Origin of the sequence: Microbacterium karelineae, assembly GCF_009745985.1 — a bacterium.
Taxonomy (GTDB): domain Bacteria; phylum Actinomycetota; class Actinomycetes; order Actinomycetales; family Microbacteriaceae; genus Microbacterium; species Microbacterium karelineae.
In genome coordinates, this window is record NZ_WFIX01000190.1 from 211734 (window position 1) to 231392 (window position 19659).

19 protein-coding genes are annotated in these 19659 nt (G+C 70.7%); 7 read left to right on the forward strand and 12 right to left on the reverse strand.

Features of this window, described 5'->3' with window-relative positions:
- Positions 1–25 precede the first annotated feature (25 nt).
- The 5 genes from GB932_RS14155 to GB932_RS14175 form a co-directional block, all read right to left on the reverse strand.
- On the reverse strand, positions 26–1012 hold the full coding sequence (locus GB932_RS14155) for a cyclase family protein (RefSeq protein WP_156761341.1): 987 nt from the start codon (positions 1010–1012) through the stop codon (positions 26–28).
- Positions 1009–1977 (reverse strand): fumarylacetoacetate hydrolase family protein, encoded by a 969-nt coding sequence (locus GB932_RS14160; protein WP_156761342.1) that lies wholly within the window; start codon positions 1975–1977, stop codon positions 1009–1011. The genes GB932_RS14155 and GB932_RS14160 overlap by 4 nt, the downstream gene beginning before the upstream one ends.
- A gap of 72 nt (positions 1978–2049) precedes the next feature.
- Complete coding sequence (locus GB932_RS14165; protein WP_156761343.1) at positions 2050–3066, reverse strand: VOC family protein; 1017 nt, start codon at positions 3064–3066, stop codon at positions 2050–2052.
- A 94-nt stretch (positions 3067–3160) separates the two neighbouring features.
- Positions 3161–4375, reverse strand: coding sequence for an MFS transporter (locus tag GB932_RS14170; RefSeq protein WP_156761344.1), 1215 nt, complete (start codon positions 4373–4375; stop codon positions 3161–3163).
- Positions 4376–4535: 160 nt separating this feature from the next.
- A complete protein-coding gene (locus GB932_RS14175) occupies positions 4536–5318 on the reverse strand; it encodes an IclR family transcriptional regulator (protein ID WP_156761766.1) in 783 nt (260 codons plus the stop codon).
- A gap of 112 nt (positions 5319–5430) precedes the next feature.
- Here GB932_RS14175 and GB932_RS14180 point away from each other — a divergent pair, with 112 nt between their 5' ends.
- The 4 genes from GB932_RS14180 to GB932_RS14195 all read left to right on the forward strand — a co-directional run bounded on the left by GB932_RS14180 (position 5431) and on the right by GB932_RS14195 (position 9008).
- Positions 5431–6189 (forward strand): CoA transferase subunit A, encoded by a 759-nt coding sequence (locus GB932_RS14180; protein ID WP_156761345.1) that lies wholly within the window; start codon positions 5431–5433, stop codon positions 6187–6189.
- Position 6190: 1 nt separating this feature from the next.
- Positions 6191–6838 (forward strand): CoA transferase subunit B, encoded by a 648-nt coding sequence (locus GB932_RS14185; protein ID WP_197517496.1) that lies wholly within the window; start codon positions 6191–6193, stop codon positions 6836–6838.
- 130 nt (positions 6839–6968) lie between these two features.
- Positions 6969–8150 carry an acetyl-CoA C-acetyltransferase gene (locus GB932_RS14190; RefSeq protein ID WP_438616719.1) on the forward strand — a complete coding sequence of 394 codons (1182 nt, stop codon included), beginning with the start codon at positions 6969–6971 and terminating at the stop codon, positions 8148–8150.
- A gap of 171 nt (positions 8151–8321) precedes the next feature.
- Positions 8322–9008, forward strand: coding sequence for a Pr6Pr family membrane protein (locus tag GB932_RS14195; RefSeq protein ID WP_156761346.1), 687 nt, complete (start codon positions 8322–8324; stop codon positions 9006–9008).
- Positions 9009–9015: 7 nt separating this feature from the next.
- Here GB932_RS14195 and GB932_RS14200 read toward each other — a convergent pair whose 3' ends face one another.
- The gene (locus GB932_RS14200) at positions 9016–10467 is read right to left on the reverse strand and encodes a flavin monoamine oxidase family protein (RefSeq protein WP_156761347.1); all 1452 of its coding nucleotides are present in this window, start codon (positions 10465–10467) and stop codon (positions 9016–9018) included.
- A 177-nt stretch (positions 10468–10644) separates the two neighbouring features.
- Here GB932_RS14200 and GB932_RS14205 point away from each other — a divergent pair, with 177 nt between their 5' ends.
- Genes GB932_RS14205 through GB932_RS14215 form a run of 3 tightly spaced genes read left to right on the forward strand, consistent with a single transcriptional unit; the run spans position 10645 to position 13322 of the window.
- Positions 10645–11925, forward strand: coding sequence for an enolase C-terminal domain-like protein (locus GB932_RS14205; protein ID WP_156761348.1), 1281 nt, complete (start codon positions 10645–10647; stop codon positions 11923–11925).
- Positions 11918–12892, forward strand: coding sequence for an aldo/keto reductase (locus tag GB932_RS14210; RefSeq protein WP_156761349.1), 975 nt, complete (start codon positions 11918–11920; stop codon positions 12890–12892). Before GB932_RS14205 ends, GB932_RS14210 begins: the two co-directional genes overlap by 8 nt.
- Before the next feature lie 10 nt (positions 12893–12902).
- Positions 12903–13322, forward strand: coding sequence for an RbsD/FucU family protein (locus GB932_RS14215; protein WP_156761350.1), 420 nt, complete (start codon positions 12903–12905; stop codon positions 13320–13322).
- Here the strand turns inward: GB932_RS14215 and GB932_RS14220 are convergent.
- The 6 genes from GB932_RS14220 to GB932_RS14245 form a co-directional block, all read right to left on the reverse strand.
- Entirely contained in the window at positions 13319–14638 is a 1320-nt protein-coding gene (locus GB932_RS14220) for an alpha-L-fucosidase (protein WP_156761351.1), read from the reverse strand. The genes GB932_RS14215 and GB932_RS14220 overlap by 4 nt on opposite strands.
- Before the next feature lie 84 nt (positions 14639–14722).
- The gene (locus tag GB932_RS14225) at positions 14723–15472 is read right to left on the reverse strand and encodes an SDR family NAD(P)-dependent oxidoreductase (RefSeq protein ID WP_197517498.1); all 750 of its coding nucleotides are present in this window, start codon (positions 15470–15472) and stop codon (positions 14723–14725) included.
- Positions 15469–16305 carry a fumarylacetoacetate hydrolase family protein gene (locus GB932_RS14230; protein ID WP_156761352.1) on the reverse strand — a complete coding sequence of 279 codons (837 nt, stop codon included), beginning with the start codon at positions 16303–16305 and terminating at the stop codon, positions 15469–15471. The genes GB932_RS14225 and GB932_RS14230 overlap by 4 nt, the downstream gene beginning before the upstream one ends.
- Before the next feature lie 124 nt (positions 16306–16429).
- Positions 16430–17275 carry an amidohydrolase family protein gene (locus GB932_RS14235; protein WP_197517499.1) on the reverse strand — a complete coding sequence of 282 codons (846 nt, stop codon included), beginning with the start codon at positions 17273–17275 and terminating at the stop codon, positions 16430–16432.
- Positions 17272–17943, reverse strand: a complete 672-nt coding sequence (locus GB932_RS14240; RefSeq protein WP_110590233.1) for a FadR/GntR family transcriptional regulator — start codon at positions 17941–17943, stop codon at positions 17272–17274. The genes GB932_RS14235 and GB932_RS14240 overlap by 4 nt, the downstream gene beginning before the upstream one ends.
- 39 nt (positions 17944–17982) lie before the next feature.
- Positions 17983–19617: a fucose isomerase gene (locus GB932_RS14245; RefSeq protein ID WP_156761354.1), complete on the reverse strand. Its 1635-nt coding sequence runs from the start codon at positions 19615–19617 to the stop codon at positions 17983–17985.
- Positions 19618–19659: the final 42 nt, after the last annotated feature.

The following is a 19659-nucleotide window of genomic DNA, read 5'->3' on the forward strand; positions in this document are numbered from 1 at the left end:
TCCTCGTTCTCGGAATGCGTTCTGACTAGAGGATCGCGAGCGGGTTGATGGGGGATCCGACCGCGCCGGTGATCGGCAGCGGCGGCGCGACGACGAGGAACTCCCAGCTGCCGCGCTCGGCGCACGCCTCGGCGAGCTCGTCGAGGTTCCACATCTCGCCGATCGTGAGCCCCATGTTCGGGATCACGATCTGGTGCAGGGGCTGGAAGCTCGGTACGTCGAACTCGTTCGGGCGCACCTCGAAGCCCCACGTATCGGTCGCGACGGCGGCGATCTCTGTGCGGTGCAGCCAGCCGGCCGTCGTGAGGGACAGGCCGGGGGCGGCGCCGCCCGCGTAGTCGCCCCACCCCTCGCGCCTCGCCCGTGCGTAGCGGCCCGTGCGCACCATGAGGATGTCGCCGCGGCGCACCTCGACGCCTTCGGCTGCGGCGATCTCGTCGAGCTCCGCCGGCGTGATGGCGTAGCCGTCTTCGAGCTCGCCGTCCGCGAGGTGGCGGCCCGCGTCGAGCAGCACGCCGCGGCCCGCGACCGCGCTCTTCGCGTGCTCGATGCCCGTGACGAGGTCGCCTTCGCTCGTGACGACGTCGCCCGCCCGGCGGCCGTTCCACGCGTTCCCGTGGTCGAAGATGTGGCCGAGGCCGTCCCACTGCGTCGAGCACTGCAGCGGCATGGTGATGTAGTCGTCGGCACCGCCGACCCCGTGCGGAAAACCCTGGCTGCCGCGCTCGGCGTCGGTGCCCGTGTCGGTCATCGTGTGCACCGGGTTGACACGACGGCGCCACCCCTTCTGCGGGCCGTCCGTGTCGAACGCCTGCGCGAGCGACACGGTGCGCCCCGAGCGCACGAGCGCGGCGGCCGCGACGCGATCCGCCTCGGTGATGAAGTTGAGCGTGCCGAGCCGGTCGTCCTCGCCCCAGCGTCCCCAGTTGCGGAACGCCTCGGCGCGCGCGCGGATCTCGCCCTCGGGGTCCGAGCGGTCGATGTCGGCGGGGTCTTCTGATGGCCGCGTCATGACGCCTCCCCGATGCAGCGGACGATCTGCGTTCCCAGCCCCGCGATGGATCCTGTCATGACGTCGCCGTCCGTCAGGAACCTCTTCCAGTGCTGGCCGTTGCCGGCGGGGCTGCCCGTGAGCAGCAGGTCACCCGGCAGCAGGGGCATCGTCTGGCTCGCCGCAGAGACGAGCGCGGGCACGTCGAACAGCAGATCGGAGGTCGACGAGTCCTGCATCGTCTCACCGTTCAGGTCGAGCCGCACGTGCGCATCGGACTCGTCGACGAGCTGGGCCGGCACGAGGAACGGGCCCGTCGGCAGGAAGCCGGGCGCGTTCTTCGAGCGGTACCAGTCGGTGCCGATCTCCTTCATGTCCTTGCGGAACACGAGGTCGCGGGTCGTGATGTCGTTGACGATCGTGTACCCGGCGATGTGGCCGAGGGCATCCTCGCGGGAGACGCGGAACGTCTCGCGGCCGATGACGACGGCGAGCTCGAGCTCCCAGTCGTGCACCTCGCTGTAGGCGGGCAGCGCGAGGGGCACGTCGTCGCCGACGACGCAGGCGGGCAGGCCGATGAAGAAGTACGGCTCGCCGTTCGCGGCGCGGTCGTCCATCATCTTGGCCGCGAACGCGCGCGCCTCGTCGGGCGTGCGATCGGAGCTGTTCGTCAGCCCGGCCGCGACGAGCTCGATGACGTGCTGGCGGTAGTTCGCCCCCGTCTGCAGGACCTGGCGCGGCTCGACGGGCGCCGTCAGGATGACGTCGTCGAGCGGCCGCCATGGCCCGTCCGCCTCGACGAGGGCCGCGAGGCGCTCCCACGCGGGATCCCCCTGCGCGAGGAAGGCGTTCAGATCTGCGGCACCCAGTTCGTCGGGAGACAGCGCGCGGATCCGATCCCCGGCCACGAGGCCGAGGCGGACGGCGTCGCCGTCGCGGAAGCGCGCGAGGGCGAATCGGTTGTCGAGTGTGTGGTGTGACGTCATCGTCGGGTCCTCATCGAGTCTGGGCGGAACGGGATGGGCCGCGACCGCACAGGGCGGTCGCGGCCGAGCCCGTCAGCCGCGTCCCTCCACGGCATACGGGTTGAGCAGCGCGTCCTTGATGTCGTCGGGCACGCCCTCCTCTGTCGCGCTCGGTCCGTCGGCGGGCGGGAACGACTCCGTCATCGACATCGGCATCGCGCCGTTGCGGTAGAAGTTGTTGGATCCCTGCGACGGCTTCCACGTGTTCGGCTCCCAGTCAGGCACGTAGTTGCGGTATCCGCCCGTGTTGAGCTCGATGCGCAGGCTCGACGGCTCGCGGTAGTAGAGGAAGTTCTGCTCGCCGATGCCGTGGATCGACGGTCCGTACTCGATGTCGGTGCCGTTCTCCATGAGCACGTCAGCCGCGATGAGCAGCTCCTCGCGGGTGTCGACCCAGAACGCGAAGTGGTTCACGCGTCCGTCGCGGGTCGATCCGTCGAGGACGACGCCGAGGTCGTGCGACTTCTCGTTCGTCGTGAGCACCGAGAACACCGAGATGGGGGCCTCGTCGAGCACCGTGCGAGCCATGTGCCGGAATCCGAGGACCCGGGTGTACCACTCGCAGAACGCGTCGACGTCGCGGGCCGCGATCGTGACGTGGTCGAGCTGGCGCGGGGCGCCGGCGTGCGACGAGCGACGCTGCGGGCGGTCGGGGTATATCGACGCGAGGTCGGATCCGCTCTGGAAGTGCTCGACATCCCAGTGCAGCGTCATGGGGTGGCCCTGCGGGCCGACGAAGCGGTAGGCGCGGCCGATCGCGTGCCCGTCGCTCCACTCGCCCTCGACGCCCTCGGCCTCGAGACGCTTCACCGCCTCGTCGAGCGCCTCCGGGCTCGTGGTGCGCCATCCGGCCGTGTGGAGCGCGGGCTCGTCACCCGGCAGCACGACGAGGCTGTAGCGGTAGTAGTCGCCCCAGCAGCGGAGGTAGACGGCGCCGTCGATGCGGTCCGTCACCTGCATGCCGACCTGTTCCTCGTAGAACTTCACGGAGGCCTCGACATCGGGCGTCGTCACCGCGACATAGGACAGGTGCGAAAGCAGTTTGATCATCTTCGATCCCTTCTTCGGGTAGGTCTTGTTCCACTCTCGCCGCCGCGAGCACATCAGGGAAGCCGAATATCTGGATCCCGGGAATCACTGTTGTTTATGCGCGAGTGGAGCGCCTCCGGGTCGCGAAGAGGGCGGCACCCACGGCGGCCGCGCAGAGCCCGACCACGCCGACGACGGGCTCGAGGCCGCCGATCGCCGCCGTGAGAGCGCCGACGAGAATCGGGGTGAGGAACTGACCGAGGAAGAACGAGGCCGTCCACAGCCCCGTCACGCGGCCACGCTCGTCGAAGCTCGTGGGAGCGACGACCCAGGTGAGCAGGGACGGCAGCAGGAATCCCGATCCGAGCGACGCGACGATTGAGCCGATCACCACGCCCGCAAAGCCGGGCAGCACCCACACGAGAATCATCCCGACCGCCTGCAGGCCGAATGCGAGCGGCAGCAGCGCACCAGGGCGCAGCCCGCCGAGGCGCGAGAACGTGAAGCCGGCGATCGCCGTCGCGAGCGATGCGACGGCCGAGACGAGCCCGATCGTGCGCGTGTCCTGCGCGTCGACGCCCGTCGCGACGACGAGGTAGCTGACCTCGATCACCATGACGTAGAACGAGAACCCGGCGAACAGGCTCACGAGCAGGCGGATCCTGATCCGCCGCCAGGGGATCCGCACCCGCTCCGGGACGGCGGCGTCGCCGACCTCGTCGCCGCGGCGCGGCTCCCAGAGCGCGAAGAACATGGGGATCGCGATCACGATGCTCACGGAGTAGACCCAGAACGGGGCGTGCCACCCACCCGTGCCGAGCGCCCCGCCGAGCGCGATGAACACCGTCGCGGCGAGAGTGGTCGTCACGGTCTGCAGGCCCAGATACTTCGTGCGTCGACGTTCCTCGTGGAAGTAGTCGACGATGAGCGCCGTGCACACCGTCATGATCGCCGCCTCGCACACGCCGACGAGCACGCGGCTGAGGAGGATCCCGGTGAGGCCCTCCATCCAGGCGGGCGCCGTGCCGGCGATGGCGTAGGCGATCATCGCGACGAGCAGCAGCGGCTTCCGGCCGATCCTGTCGACGACCTGGCCGGCGAACGGCGCGAAGATCGCGATCATGAGGGCCGGGATCGCGACGATCATCGGCACGAGCACATCGGCGCCGGGCTCGCCGGCGAAGTGCGCCGACAGCTGCGGCAGGATCGGCGTGAGAAGAACGGATCCGAGAACCGGCATGCAGCTGCCGGCGAGAAGCAGGATCCCCTGGAGGGCCCCGGCGCTGCGCTGCGCGCGGTCGGCCCCGGAGTGGGTGGTGGAGGTCGCCATTGAGACTCCTATCGTCGTGCTCATTCGACCGCGTCCGTGCACGCTCGTGAAGACGAGATCCCTGATCCACGGAGTCAACCAGGGTGATGCCGCCCCGCATCGCGGGCGCGTCGCGGTCGCTCTCGAGGCGCGTGTCGACCGCACGACACCCGCGAATCGGTCACCGGCCCCGGTGGCGCATCCGCTGGCTCAGCTCGTGGGCGTGGGCGAGCAGCGTGCGGCCGAGGTGCGTGCGGCGCGCGGTGCCGAAGCGGAACTCGACGCCCGTGATGCTCAGCGCCCACTCGGGGCGGCCCGCGGGTGAGAACACCGCGGCGCCCATGCCCCAGCTGCCCTCGACGATGAGGCCGGGGTTGAGCGAGAGCCCGCGATCCCGTGTCTCCGCGATGCGGGACCGCAGGCTCGCCCGCGAGTGGGCCGCGCCCCAGCGGCCCGAGAGATCGTGGCCCGCGATGAACTCCTCGGCCTCGTCATCGGGCAGGAACGCGAGGATCGCCATACCCGCCGATGCGACGCCGAGGGGGAAGCGCACGCCCTCGCTGAGCACATGCGAGCGGATCGGGAAGGCGCCGTCCTCGCGCACGAGGCAGACGGTCTCGTCGCCGCGCCGGACCGACAGGAAGGCGCTCTCCTCCGTCGCCGTCGCAAGGGAGCGCACGACGTCGCGCGAGCGCTCCGCGACGTCGTAGCGCTCGGCGGCGACGGATCCCATGAGGAACAGCTCCGGGCCCGGCAGCCAGCGCCCCGTCACGGCGTCGCGGTCGACGAGCGCCTCGGCCTGCAGCGCGAGCAGCAGGCGGTGCACGGTCGGGCGGGCGAGGCCCGACTCGGCGACGAGGTCGGCGGCGCGGGCACCCCCGCGCTCGGCCCGCGCGGTGACGAGTCGCAGCAGCAGTGCCGCGCGCGCGACCGACTGCGTACCCTGCGGCGAGCGCGTGTCCATGATGTGGACATTAGCGTCCACGGAATCCACCTGACAACCGCTACTGGACGGGCGGATCGAGGCGACGCACAGTGAGAGGAGGGCTTTCCCTTTCTCACGAAGGAGTGACACCGTGATCGACAAGCAGGTCGCGTCCGCCGCGGACGCCATCGCCGACATCGCCGACGGGGCGAGCCTCGCCGTCGGCGGATTCGGCCTCTCGGGCAATCCGATGGCCCTCATCGAGGCGCTGCTCGCGCAGGGCACGACCGATCTGTCGGTCGCGTCGAACAACTGCGGCACCGACGACTGGGGCCTCGGCCTGCTGCTCGCGGCGAAGCGGATCCGCAAGATGACCTCGTCGTATGTCGGCGAGAACAAGGAGTTCGAGCGGCAGTTCCTCTCGGGCGAGCTCGAGCTCGAACTGACACCGCAGGGAACCCTCGCCGAGAAGCTGCGCGCCGGCGGATCCGGCATCGCCGCGTTCTACACCCAGACGGGCGTCGGCACGCAGGTCGCCGACGGCGGGCTCCCCCGCCGATACGCCCCCGACGGATCCATCGCCGTCGCCTCGCCGAAGAAGGACGTCCGCGTCTTCGACGGCCGCGAGTACGTGCTCGAGGAGGCGATCCGCGCCGACTTCTCGCTCGTGCACGCCTGGAAGGGAGACCGCCACGGCAACCTCGTCTTCCGCAAGGCGACGCGCGCGTTCAGCCCGCTCGCCGCGATGGCGGGCCGGGTCTGCATCGCTCAGGTCGAGCATCTCGTCGAGCCGGGCGAGATCGACCCTGACGACGTGCACCTGCCCGGCGTGTACGTGCACCGCATCGTCGAGGTGGGCACGGACATCGTCAAGCGCATCGAGAAGCGCACCGTCCGAGAGGAGGCCTGACATGGCCCGCACCCGCACCGAGATGGCGGCCCGCGCCGCGCAGGAGCTCGCCGATGGCTCGTACGTGAACCTCGGCATCGGCCTGCCGACGCTCGTCCCCAACTACGTTCCCGAGGGCACGACGCTCGTGCTGCAGAGCGAGAACGGGATCCTCGGCGTCGGTCCGTACCCGACCGAGGAGGCGGTGGATCCGGATCTCATCAACGCCGGCAAGGAGACCGTGACGACGCTGCCGGGGTCTGCGTTCTTCGACTCGGCCCTGAGCTTCGGCATGATCCGCGGCGGCAAGATCGACGCCGCGATCCTCGGCGCCATGCAGGTGTCGTCGGCGGGCGACCTCGCGAACTGGATGATCCCCGGGAAGATGGTCAAGGGCCCCGGCGGCGCGATGGACCTCGTGCACGGCGCCGCACGCGTCATCATCCTCATGGAGCACGTCGCGAAGGACGGATCCCCGAAGATCGTGAACGACTGCTCCCTCCCCCTCACGGGGCGCGGCGTCGTCGACCGCATCATCACCGACCTCGCCGTCATCGACGTGACCCCGGGCGGCCTCGTTCTGCGCGAGGTCGCGCCCGGCGTCACCGTCGAGGAGGTCGTCGCCGCGACCGAGCCCCCACTCGCCGTCGATCTGGAGTCCGGCTCATGACCCCCCGATGCACAACGACGCCAATTCTGCGCGTCGCCATCCGCCGGTCCGCGTCGTTCCGGGGAACACCCGAGGCGCACTTCGAGAATTGGCGTCGTCGTGCATCGCGCGGCGCCGGACAGGAGTCATCGTGACCACCGACATCGTCATCGTCGCCGCCGCGCGCACGCCGCAGGGCCGGCTGAAGGGCGGGCTGTCGTCCTTCTCAGCGCCCCAGCTCGGATCCTTCGCGATCGCGGGCGCCCTCGAGCGCGGATCCGTCCCGGCGAGCGCCGTCGACGCCGTCATCCTCGGGCAGGTGCTGCCCGCGGGATCCGGGCAGAACCCGGCCCGCCAGGCGGCGCTCGGCGCCGGCATCGGCTGGGACGTGCCCGCGCACTCGGTCAACAAGGTGTGCCTCTCCGGCCTCACCGCCGTGATCGACGCCTCGCGCATGATCGCGTCGGGCGACACCGAGGTGGTCGTCGCGGGCGGCATGGAGTCGATGTCGCGGGCGCCGCACCTGCTCGTCGGATCGCGTTCGGGCTGGACCTACGGATCCGTCGAGGTGCTCGACCACATGGCGCACGACGGGCTCACCGATGCGCGCGACGGCGTGAGCATGGGCCTGTCGACCGAGAACCACAACGCGCGCTTCGGCCTCACCCGCGACGAGCAGGATGCCGTCGCGGCGCGCTCGCATCAGCGCGCGGCCGCGGCCGCGGAGTCGGGCGCGTTCGCCGACGAGATCGTGCCTGTCGAGGTGCCGCAGCGGCGCGGGGATCCCCTCGTCGTGTCGACCGACGAGGGCGTGCGGCCCGACACGACGACCGAGACCCTTGCCCAGCTGCGCCCGGCCTTCGCGGAGGGCGGCAGCGTGACCGCGGGCAACGCGTCGCAGATCTCGGACGGGGCGGCCGCTCTCGTGCTGACGACCCGCGCCCGCGCCGTCGCGGAGGGGTGGCACGTGCTCGCGGCGCTCGGGGCGAACGGTCAGACCGCCGGCCCCGACAACTCGCTGCAGGCGCAGCCGGCCGACGCGATCCGCCGTGTGCTCGACAAGCAGGGCATCGCCGCCGGCGACCTCGATCTCGTCGAGATCAACGAGGCCTTCGGCGCCGTCGTCGCGCACTCGCAGAAGCAGCTCGGGCTGTCCGACGAGGTCGTGAACATCCACGGTGGGGGCATCGCGATCGGACACCCCATCGGCGCCTCCGGCGCCCGCCTCGTCGTCCACGCGGCGCACGAGCTCGCGCGCCGCGGATCCGGCACGGCCGCCGTCGCCCTCTGCGGAGGAGGCGGCCAGGGCGACGCGCTGATCTTGACGCTCTGATCCCGCCAGCACAGCGCAGTCGATCCGCCGTCCCGGCCGATGCGGCCCCGCGGAATCCCGGGGGTCGGCCGGAGCGCCGCGCAGGATCGACTGCGTTGTGCTGCCGCCGGCCCGTCGGAGCGATCACCGCGCCCCCTCCGTAGACTCGTCGAACGACGAAGGGAGGGCGTGGTGACGGCACGCAGGTGGTTCGCGATCACGCGATTCGCCGCCGCGGCGCTGTGCGCCGCCGCCCTCGTGCACCGCCTGTTCTGGGGCCTCGGATCGCAGACGATCGCCGGCCAGAACTTCTTCGCCTACCTCACGATGCAGTCGAACATCGCCTTCCTGGCCCTGGCCGCGATCGGCGGCGTCATCGCTCTGCGCCACGACGAGGATCCGCGCTGGCTCACCGACGTGCGAACGGCCGTGCTCAGCTGGACGATCACGGCGGGGCTGGTGTTCGGGCTGCTCATCTGGCAGTCGGGCGTGCGCGGGATCCCCATGACGGTGCCGTGGTCGGACCTCGTGCTGCACTTCCTGCTGCCGGCGATCGCCATCGGCGCGTGGGTCATCGGGCCGGGGCGGCGCGCGGCGCGGTGGCGCCTCATCGTCCTCGTCGTCGCCTATCCGATCGTCTGGGGGCTGTTCACGCTCTGGCGCGGATCGCTGATCGGCTGGTACCCGTACTACTTCCTCGACCTGCGCCAGGTGAGCGGGCTCGGCGAGTTCGTCGGCACCGTTGCGTTCGCGCTCGCGGTGTTCGCGGGCGTCGCGAGCGGCCTCATCGGCCTCAGTCTGTGGCGGCAGACGGTGCCGGATCCCGATGTGCGACGCCGCCGACCGGACCCCGCCCCGCAGGACCAGTTCGTGATCTGACGCCCGTTCACTCGTCGACGGACGGGTCCGTGAACGGCGCGAGCGACTCGGCGGCGAGGGTGAGCAGCTCGTCGTCGTCGAGGTCCGCGACGGCGCGCGCGGCGGACCCTCCCACAAGACCCACGAGGATCGGCTCGCCCGTCGCGGGCAGCAGGTTGAGCCAGGTGCGGATCGTCGTGTCGACGGCGGCGGGCTCGCCCGGATCCGGGGTAGGCGTGGGCGTCGGAGTCGGCGACGGAGTCGGCTCGCCGCTGGCGGGCCCGATCACGTGCCAGATTCCCGCGTCGGTCGTCCAGAACGGCTGCTCGTAGCGCAGCCAGACGGCTTCGATCGCGCCCATCTCGAGCGCCGCGATCGCGCCGCGGTGGCCGAAGGGCAGCGGTGGGTCGAACTCGATCGCGTCGGCCTGCAGCACGCCGAGAGGCACCGTCAGGACGACGCGGTCGAAGGTGAGCGATTCGCCGGTCGCGAGCCGCAGGCTCACCCCGTCAGCGTCATAGGCGACGCCGGCGACGGCCGTCGAGAGGGTGACGTCGAGGTCCGCGAGCTGCGTGGAGACGAACGGCGCGACGTCGCTCGCGAGCGCGTCGAAGGATCCGTTCGGCAGCGCGGGCGCATACCAGCTGGAGGCGGTCGCGGGATCGATTCCGGTGAGGGCCGCCAGTGCGGCGAGATAGGCGGCGAGGTTCTCGGATCCTTCGACGCCCGCCGCGGCGATCGCGTCGGCGATCGTCGGATCCACGAAGGCGTTCGCGGCGTCGTCGAGCGCGCTCTGCACGATGTCGCTCGCAGGAGCCTCGGTCTCGCCCTGACGCGTGAATCCCGCAGCGGTCGTGACGTCGACCGTGCCGATCCCGAGGACGGCCATGCGCGAGGCGACCTCCGTGTCATCGGATCCGAGCAGCCAGGCGCCCGCCTGCGGCGGCACGGGCCACTCGCCGTCGAGGTGCGTCGCGAGGCGTCCGCCGACGCGGTCGCGGGCCTCGATCACGGTGACCTCGAAGCCGGACTCCACGAGGCTGCGCGCGGTGCGCGCCCCCGCGGCGCCGGCGCCGACGACGGCGATGCGCTCGCCCTCCTCGGCGATCTCGGCGATCTCGCGCGCCGCGCGGTCGCCCGACACGGTGGCGCCCGCGATCGTGCCGGGACGCTCGGGGCTCGTCGCCTCGCCGGCGAAGAACACGCGGCTCATGAGGGCGGCGCCGAGGGCCTCTCGGTCGACGGAGGTCGCGCCCGCAGGCGTGACGCTGCGCGCACCGCGGGCGAACGGATCCGTCGACCACTGCGTGCGGAAGTAGGCGGTCGCGGCGGGCACCTCGCCGACGGGCGTGGGCGTCACGGTCGGCTCGGGGCTCGGCGTCGGACGAGGGGACGGCTCGTCGGGCGTGCACGAGGCGAGCAGCACCGTCAGGGCGCCGGCTCCGGCCCCCAGCAGCAGCGTGCGACGCGTGATCCTCATCGTTCGCCACACTACCCGCGGGGCGGGCTCTGGTGCGTGGCGGATCCGCCGCGTCCACGCCGAACTCAGCATAAGGTCGGAACTCTGAGCGGGATTATCTGACGAGATCGACCAGGGGGCTCGGTTGACGAAACAGACATCGGATGTCTACGCTGGCCTCCTACCCCAAGGAGCCCCGTGAGCACCATCGTCAGCGTCGACACGACCGACATCCGCTTTCCCACATCGCAGCAGCTCGACGGATCTGATGCCATGAATCCGGATCCCGACTACTCGGCCGCGTATGTCGTCATCGCGACCGACGCCGGCGACGGCCACGAGGGGCACGGCTTCGTCTTCACGATCGGCAGGGGCACCGATGTCCAGGTCGCCGCGATCCGCGCGCTCGCGCCCTACCTCATCGGCCGCGAGGTCGAGCCGGTCCTTGACGATCTGGGAGGGATCTGGCGCGAGCTCGTCGGAGACTCGCAGCTGCGCTGGCTCGGCCCCGAGAAGGGCGTCATGCACATGGCGATCGGCGCCGTCGTGAACGCCCTCTGGGACCTCAGGGCGAAGCGGGCAGGCCTGCCGCTCTGGCAGCTGCTCGCGCGCATGAGCCCCGAGGAGATCGTCGACCTCGTCGACTTCCGATACCTCGCCGATGCGCTCACCCGCGAAGACGCGCTCGGGATCCTCCGCGCGGCCGAGCCGGGGCGCGACGAACGCGAGGCGCGCCTCATCGCCGACGGGTACCCGGCGTATACGACGACCCCCGGATGGCTCGGATACTCCGACGAGAAGCTCGTGCGCCTGTGCCGCGAGGCCGTCGACGGCGGGTTCCGCATGATCAAACTCAAGGTCGGCGCCGATGTCGACGACGACATCCGCCGCATGCGCCTCGCCCGCGAGACCGTCGGCCCGGACATCCGGATCGGCACCGATGCGAATCAGCGCTGGGAGGTCGCCGAGGCGATCGAATGGATGGGCCGCCTCGCGGAGTTCGACGTGGCCTGGATCGAAGAGCCGACGAACCCCGACGACATCCTCGCGCACGCCGCGATCGCCCGCGGTGTCGCGCCGACCCCGGTGGCGACCGGCGAGCACGGGGGCGGCCGCGTCATGTTCAAGCAGATGCTGCAGGCGAAGGCCCTGAGCGTGCTGCAGATCGACGCAACGCGCGTCGCCGGCGTCAACGAGAACATCGCGATCCTGCTGATGGCGGCGAAGTTCGGCGTGCCCGTCTGCCCCCATGCGGGCGGCGTCGGCCTGTGCGAGGCCGTGCAGCACCTCTCGATGTTCGACTTCGTCGCCGTCACCGGCACCACCGAGGGCCGCGTCATCGAGTATGTCGACCACCTGCACGAGCACTTCGTCACGCCGACCGACGTGGCGGGCGGCGCGTATCGCGCGCCGAACGCGCCCGGCAACGGCATGGAGATGCTCGCAGCGAGCCGCGAGGAGTACACCTTCCATGGCTGATCCGCTGTCCCCGCGCACCGATCTGTCGCTGCCCCCGCTGGGCTACGGCGCCGCGAACGTCGGCAATCTGCACCGCGCGCTCACCGATGACGAAGCCCATGCCGTGCTGGAGGCCGCGTGGGACGCGGGGATCCGCTCCTTCGACACGGCACCGCACTATGGGCTCGGCCTCTCGGAACGACGTCTCGGCGCCTTCCTCGCGACGAAGCCGCGCGACGAGTTCGTGCTCTCGACGAAGGTGGGGCGCCTGCTCGTCGCGAACCCCGGGGGCCAGGAATCCCTGGATCTCGACAACGGCTTCCACGTGCCGCAGACCGTCCGGCGCGAGTGGGACTTCTCGGAGGCCGGCATCCGCCGCTCGCTCGACGAATCGCTCGAGCGGATGGGCCTCGACCGCGTCGACCTGCTCTATCTGCACGACCCCGAGCTCGCGGATCTGGAGCGCGATCTCGACTCCGGGATCCGCGCGCTCACGGCCCTCAAGAGCGAGGGGCGGATCCGCGCGACGGGGCTCGGATCCATGTCGGCCGATGCGCTCGCGCTCGGCGCCGCGTCGGGCGGCCTCGACACGCTCATGGTCGCCGGGCGGCTCACCCTCCTCGAGCAGCCGGCGCTCGCGGACGTCGTACCCGCGTGCGAACGCACGGGGACGGGGATCGTGACGGCATCGGTCTTCAATTCGGGCCTGCTCGCGCACGACGCCCCCTCCGCGAATCCGCGCTACGAGTACGGCGACGCGCCGCCCGAGATCCTCGAGCGGGCAACGCGGATCGCGGACATCTGCCGCGCGCACGGCGTCTCGCTGCCGGCCGCCGCCCTGCAGTACACGCTGCGCATCGCCACCGTGCGATCCGTCGTGGCGGGCAGCAGCCGGCCCCAGCAGATCCGCCAGAATGCCGAGTGGATGCGCGCGCCGATCCCCGACGCGCTGTGGGACGACCTCGCCCGAGACGACCTCATTCCGTAAGGAGGCGACGATGCTCGAAGGAATCCACCCGCTGCTCACGGGGCAGCTGCTGATGCGCCTCGACGAGATGGGCCACTCGGATGCCGTGGTCGTCGCCGACGCGCACTACCCGGCGGCCTCCCTCGGCCGCCACGTGCTCGATCTGCCGGGAACGACGACGCCCGATGTGCTCGCGGCGATCCGCACCGTGGTCCCCCTCGACGACGCTCCCTCACTCGACCTCATGGCGTCGGCCGACGGCGACGTGCTCGAGGTGCAGCGCGAGCTGATGGCGGCGGCCGGAACGACCGAGAAGACGACGCGCTTCGTCGACCGCTTCGACTACTACGACGCGTCGCGCCAGGCGCACCTGATCGTGCGCACCGGCGAGACCCGCACGTACGGGAACGCGCTGCTCCGCAAGGGCGTCGTGGGGCACGCGTCCCACTAGCGCGCGAGCGGCAGATCCACGCGAACCAGGCCCGCGACGCTCTGCTCGCCGACCGTGACGACGACGGCACCGTCGCGCACGTCGACGTCCGCCGACGGGTCGAGCGCCGACGGATCGATGTCGAGCGTCACGAGGGATCCCGGATCCGCTTCGATGAACGCGTGCGCCGTGTCACCCGTGCGGGTCCAGCGCACCCACGGCGCGTCTCCCGGACGAGCGATGGCCGGATCCAGCGGGCGGGATCCGAAGATCGCGTCGCCGTGCGCGTCGTTGAAGGCCCCGAGCCCCTCGAGCGTGCGCCGCTGCACGGGCGTGACCTCTCCGGCCGCTGTCGGCCCGATGTTCAGCAGCAGATTGCCGCCGCGCGCGACGACGTCGACGAAGTGACGTACGGCTCCCGCCGCATCGAGCGAGGTGGACTCGTCCTCGAGCTGATTGTGGCCGAAGGAGAACCCGATGCCGCGGCAGTTCTCCCACACCCCGGCCTCGTGCTCGCGGCCCGCCTCGTATTCGCTCGTGCGGAAGTCCCAGTGCGTCTCGCCCCAGCGATCGTTCGCGACACCCTCGGGCCTCACGGCGTAGAACCGGCGGAACAGTTCGGCCATGCTCTTCGCACCCTCGGGCTTGCCCGCGTCGGGCCACTCGATGTCGCCCCAGAGGATCTCGGGCCGGTACTTCTCGATGAGGTCGGCGACGTGGTCGAACGCGTAGTCGGCATAGGCCCTGTCGACGGGACGGGACGCGTCGATCCCATCGATGATGGGCGGGCCGCCCGAGAAGTGCCAGTCGAGGCCGCCCGAGTAGTACACGCCGAATCGCACCCCGTGCCGCTCGGCCGCATCGCGGAACTCGCCGACGAGGTCGCGGCGCGGCCCGCGGCGCACGGTGTTCCGGCCCTCCGTTCCCGGAGCGTCCCACAGCGTCACGCCGTCGTGGTGCTTCGAGGTGGGGATGATGTAGCGCGCACCCGTCGCCGCGACGAGCCCCAGGAATGCGTCGGCGTCGAACGACTCGGCCCGCCATGCGTCGAGGAACTCGTCGTAGTCGGCCCCGCCCCACGCCTCGCGCTGATGCTGCTGGGCCGGGCTGCCGTCGATGCGGATCGTGTTCGCGTACCACTCGGCGTACGGGTTGTGCGTGAACCAGTACTCGTTGTCGTCGACGGTTCCGAGCGCTCCGATCGGCTCCGCCCACGCGGGCACCACGTACGGGCCCCAGTGGACGAAGATCCCGAGCTTCGCGTCGCGGAACCACTCGGGCACCTCACGCGCGAACTCGCGGTAGACCTCGTCCCGCTCTCCGGCTTGCTGACTCATCGTCGTCCTTTCATTCCGTGAGCGGGCATCGTCCGGCGAAAGCGCGTCAGAGCGATGCTCGCTCGCGGGGCTGGTGATGGGGTGTCACTCGGGGCGCAGGCGCAGGCCCTGCATTCCGCCGTCGACGGCGAGCGCGACGCCCGTCGTGGATCCGGCGCGCGGACTCGCGAGGTACGCGACGGCGTCGGCGACCTCCTCGGGCCGCACGAGCCGCCCGTGCGGCTGACGCGCGTTCAGCGCGGCGCGCTCGGCGGCGGGGTCCGGCGCCGAGTCGAGCAGACGCCCGATCCACGGGGTGTCGGCGGTGCCCGGATTCACGCAGTTCACCCGGATCCCCTCCCGCAGGTGATCCGCCGCCATCTGCAGCGTGAGCGACTGGATCGCGCCCTTCGTCGCCCCGTAGAGCGCGCGCGCCGGGAGGCCGGCCGTCGCCGCGATCGAGCAGGTGTTGACGATCGCGGCGGCCCGCGACTTCCGCAGATGCGGCAGTGCGGCGCGAGCGACGCGCACGGCGCCGACGACGTTGACGTCGAAGACCCGATGCCATTCGTCGTCGTCGTTCTCCTCGATCGTTCCCTGCGCGCCGATCCCGGCGTTGTTCACGACGATGTCGATGCCGCCGAGATCGCGGACGACAGCGTCCACGCCGGCGCGGATGGTCGCGTCGTCGGTCACATCGACCCGGTACGCGCCTTCGAGGTCGTCCGAGACGTCGCGGTCGAAGATCGCGACGCGGGCGCCGTCCGCGCGGAGGCGCGCGACGACCGCCGCACCGATACCGCTCGCCCCGCCCGTGACGATCCCCGTGAGACCGTCGAACACTCCGGCGCTCACGCGAACACCTGCCTCTGGGATCCGAGCCCCTCGATGTCGAGTTCGACGACATCGCCCCGCTTCAGATAGGGGAATCGACCCGAGAGGGCGACGCCCTGTGGCGTGCCGGTCATGATGACATCGCCTGGTTCGAGGGCGAGGTGCTGCGAGAGGTGCCACACGATGTAGGGCACGTCGAAGATGAGGTCGGATGTCGACGAGTCCTGGCGCGGCTCGCCGTTGACGAAGCTCCGCAGTCGCAGATTCGCGTGATCGACCTCGTCGGGCGTGACGAGCCACGGCCCGAGCGGCGAGAACCCGGGGGCCGACTTCCCCTTGCCCCACTGCCCTCCGGAGGTCTCGAGCTGCCACGCCCGCTCCGAGAGGTCGTTCGCGACGGTGAATCCGGCGATGTGATCGAGCGACTGCTCGGGCCCGTCGAGGTAGCTCGCTCGACGGCCGATGACGATCGCGAGCTCGACCTCCCAGTCGGTCTTCTCGCTCGAGCGCGGGATGGTCACCTCGTCGTTCGGCCCGACGACGGTGTTGGGCGCCTTCATGAACAGCACGAGGTTCTCGGGCGGGGCGGATCCCGACTCCGCCGCGTGCTCGGCGTAGTTCATGCCGACGCAGTAGATCGCCGAGGGGCGCGTGATGGGCGCGCCGAGGCGGGATCCCGCCACGTCGATCGGCTCGAGGGATCCTGCGGCGAGCGCCTCGCGGACGCGCCGGGGACCGTCTTCGAGGAAGTCGCCGTCGATGTCCGCCGTGAGGGGACTCAGGTCGTAGGTGGTGCCGTCGACGTCGACGATGGGCGTCTCGTCACCCGGTGCGCCGCTTCGCGCAAATCGCATGATTGCCTCTCCGAACATCCGAAGTATGGTCCCGTGAACCACGGGTTCGCTTCGAGATTACCATCGAAACCCCTCGATAGGTCCGATGTTTGATCGAGCCGCTCCTCGAATCTCGCGGGCCGTCTCAGGCGCCCGGCAGCCCGTAGAACTCGCGCGCGGTCTCGCCCGCGAGGTGCGCCCACTCCGCGTCGGAGGCCGCCTCGCGCAGCGCGTCGAGCGCACGGTCGACCGGGACCCCCGTGCCGGGGACGCCCGAGACCGGCCAGTCGCTGCCGAACATCGCGCGCTCAGCGCCGAATGCGTCGAGCGCGACCCGGTCGAACACGCCTGCGACGCCGTCGAACACCGGTCCGGAGCCCGCCTCTCCGGGGATCCCGGAGCACTTGACGAAGACGTGCGGCAGGCGCGCCAATCGCTCGATCGATCGGCGCCAGCGCGTGCCCGCCTCACTGTCGAGGCCGTCTGCCACAGGGGGCTTTCCGAGATGGTCGAGCACGATCCGGGTGCCGGGCGCCTGCTCCGCGGCCTCGGCGAGGACGTCGAGCTGGCCCCACCGGACGCACGCGTCGAAGCTCAGACCCCGCTCACCGAGGAGGCGCAGATCGCGCGCGAAGGCGGCGGATGCGATCCGCTCGTCGGGGCCGTCCTGCACTGAGGGGCGGACCCCGACGACGAGCGGACGATCCGCGAGGGCATCGAGCTGTGCGCCGAGGTTCCCGCCACCCATCTCGGCGTGCGCGACGATGCCTGCGAGGCCCGGCCACTCGAGCCCCGCGACCCAGTCGACTTCGAAGGCGGCCCAGGAGGGATCCGCGTCGGTCTCGACGAAGACCCACCCGTCGATGCGCCCGCCCGCGGTGTCGATGTCCGCCGGCAGGAAGGCGCGGTCGAGCCCCGGAACGTTCGCGAGCCACGGATGCGGCACGCGCTGCGGATCCCACACGTGCACGTGGGCATCGAGAACGCTCACGTCGCTCCCCGCAGCCACTGCTCGACACCCGCGACATGGGCGACCATGAGCGCGTTCGCGAGCTGCCCATCGCCGCGACGCAGCGCGTCGACGATCGCGCGATGCTCGTCGATCGTGCGGGCGACGGATCCACCCTCCGTGATGCCGCGCCACACGCGGGCTCGCACCGTCGGCCCCGAGAGGGATTCGAGCAGACCCGCGAGGTACGCATTGCCCGTCGCTCGCGCGATGCGCCCGTGGAACTCGATGTCGTGCGCGACGAGCGCCTCGACATCCGCTTCTTCCGCCACGGCGTCGACGAGACCGTCGAGGTCGCCGAGATCCTCTTCACCCGCGGTCCTCGCCGCGAGCTCGGCCGCCGCCGGTTCGAGGATCCGCCGGACCGCGAAGATCTCCAGCACGGAGTCGTCCTGATGCAGATCGACGACGAAGCTCATCGCCTCGAGCAGAAGATCCGACTCGAGGCTCGTCACATACGTGCCGTCACCGCGTCGCACATCGAGCACCCGGATCACGGCGAGCGCCTTGACCGCTTCGCGCAGCGAGCTGCGCGAGAGGCCGAGCTCCTCGCTGAGTTCCTTCTCCGGAGGAAGGCGGTCGCCGGGGGAGAGCCGCCCCGACACGATCATGTCCTTGATGCCGGCGATCGCCTCGTCTGTGACTGCCATTCCCTGAGTCTAGCGAGAGATCGGATGTCTGAGGGAGCGTCAGATCCGCACGTCTCCCGCCAGGTGAACGCGGATCCCCATGCGCTCGAACGCCGCGGCCTTCGCGACGAGGGCACGATCGGCCGTGTCGGCGTCCGGTGCGTACACGAGCTGCGCGTGGTTCGCCTTGTGGCGGGCCATGAACTGATCGCGCGTGATGCCGTGCAGGACGACGTGCGCGATCGGCCACTCGGGATTCGTGGCCTCCTTGCGGCGCCGGGTCCCCTCCTCGGGCAGCTCGACGGCGGATCCGCGGAAGATGTCGGCCTGCAGCACGCCATCGGCGATGTACACGCGCGAGATGACGAGTTCGCCGGGCTTCGAGACCCCGTTGACCGTCGAGCCGCCCGCTGGGAAGAAGACGGGATCCTGACGCCAGCCCTCTGCCTTGTCCCACCCGCCGAGGTGCGAGGCGGGCACGGAACCCGAGATCTCATAGACCCACACGAACTCCCCGCCGTGCTCCTCCCCCCAGCGCACGTCGTGGAGCGTGTTGTCGGGAGTGAGCCCCATGGCCCGCCAGACGCGGTCGGTGACGAGCGCGTCGACCGCGACACCCTCGTCCGCCTCGTTGAAGTGGGGCATGGCGCGGCCCGCGAACAGCTCCCGCGAACTGTCACGCGACATCACGGCCGGCCGCTCGGTCGAGTTGAGCATGCCCTCCGGCAGATCGGACGCCGGGGCGAGATCCTTGAGGCCCTGCTGGTACTGGATGCCGATCGCGTCGAGCCCGAAGTCGTCGGCGATGCGCAGCGCCGCGATGTACATCTTGAACTGCGCGCGCAGCTGCGCCTCGGTCAGTTCGGTCGCTTCGTCGTCGCCGAGGCGGAAGGTCATGCCCTTCTCGCGCAGCCACTCGCCGATCGCGTCGGCCTCGGCATCCGTGACGGCGAGCATCTCGGCGTACAGAGCCGACTGCGAGAGTCGCTCCTTGTAGATGCCCGTCGCATTGAGGATCTCGTCGTCGAAGATCGCGTTGTACATGCCCATGCAGCCTTCGTCGAAGACTCCGATGAGGGCCTTGTCGGCGCGAAGCTGATCGCCGATCGCATACCCGAGCTCGCGCTCCGGGCTCTCCGGCAGAGCGGGCAGCGGGCGCACGTGCGAGGCGTCGTGCGTGATGGATCCGGTGTCGATCCATTCGCGGATGCCGTCGCGGAACCAGGTGTCGGCATAGTCGACCGACCAGATGCTCGCGTACTCGCGCCCCATCTTCGTCAGGCTCGCGTTCAGACCGAGCAGCCCGACGAGTCCGGGCCAATCGGGCTGAAAGTTCGCGACCGTGAGGATCGGGCCACGATGGGTGCGCAGGCCGGCGAGCACATGGTGCGAGTACTGCCACACGGCTTCCGCGACGATGAGCGGTGCGTCGAGGGGGATCCCCGTGAAGACATCGAGCCCCATGCGCTGGCTCGAGATGAACCCGTGGCCGCGCGCCTCGTCGACAACGTGCCCGCGCACGACGCGCCAGCCGAGTTCCTCCACGACCGTCGTGACACCGGCCTCGAGCTCCTGCTGCGTCGGCCATCCGGCGACGTTCGCCGACTCCCGCAGATCGCCGTTCGCGATCAGATACACGGTCTTCGGCTCGAGCGCGGGTCGTTCGGCGGGCTGGGGAAGGGAATACGCGGTCATCGCTCGTCCTCGTCGTCGGGGATCTCTCTGGTCCAGCGTCGT

Coding starts and splice junctions, on each gene's coding strand:
- GB932_RS14160 (WP_156761342.1), bottom strand. CDS start 1,977: ATGACGTCACACCACACACTCGACAACCGATTCGCCCTCGCGCGCTTC.
- GB932_RS14210 (WP_156761349.1), top strand. CDS start 11,918: ATGGCTGATCCGCTGTCCCCGCGCACCGATCTGTCGCTGCCCCCGCTG.
- GB932_RS14220 (WP_156761351.1), bottom strand. CDS start 14,638: ATGAGTCAGCAAGCCGGAGAGCGGGACGAGGTCTACCGCGAGTTCGCG.
- GB932_RS14230 (WP_156761352.1), bottom strand. CDS start 16,305: ATGCGATTTGCGCGAAGCGGCGCACCGGGTGACGAGACGCCCATCGTC.
- GB932_RS14185 (WP_197517496.1), top strand. CDS start 6,191: ATGGCCCGCACCCGCACCGAGATGGCGGCCCGCGCCGCGCAGGAGCTC.
- GB932_RS14170 (WP_156761344.1), bottom strand. CDS start 4,375: ATGGCGACCTCCACCACCCACTCCGGGGCCGACCGCGCGCAGCGCAGC.
- GB932_RS14165 (WP_156761343.1), bottom strand. CDS start 3,066: ATGATCAAACTGCTTTCGCACCTGTCCTATGTCGCGGTGACGACGCCC.
- GB932_RS14240 (WP_110590233.1), bottom strand. CDS start 17,943: ATGGCAGTCACAGACGAGGCGATCGCCGGCATCAAGGACATGATCGTG.
- GB932_RS14215 (WP_156761350.1), top strand. CDS start 12,903: ATGCTCGAAGGAATCCACCCGCTGCTCACGGGGCAGCTGCTGATGCGC.
- GB932_RS14245 (WP_156761354.1), bottom strand. CDS start 19,617: ATGACCGCGTATTCCCTTCCCCAGCCCGCCGAACGACCCGCGCTCGAG.
- GB932_RS14200 (WP_156761347.1), bottom strand. CDS start 10,467: ATGAGGATCACGCGTCGCACGCTGCTGCTGGGGGCCGGAGCCGGCGCC.
- GB932_RS14155 (WP_156761341.1), bottom strand. CDS start 1,012: ATGACGCGGCCATCAGAAGACCCCGCCGACATCGACCGCTCGGACCCC.
- GB932_RS14175 (WP_156761766.1), bottom strand. CDS start 5,318: ATGGACACGCGCTCGCCGCAGGGTACGCAGTCGGTCGCGCGCGCGGCA.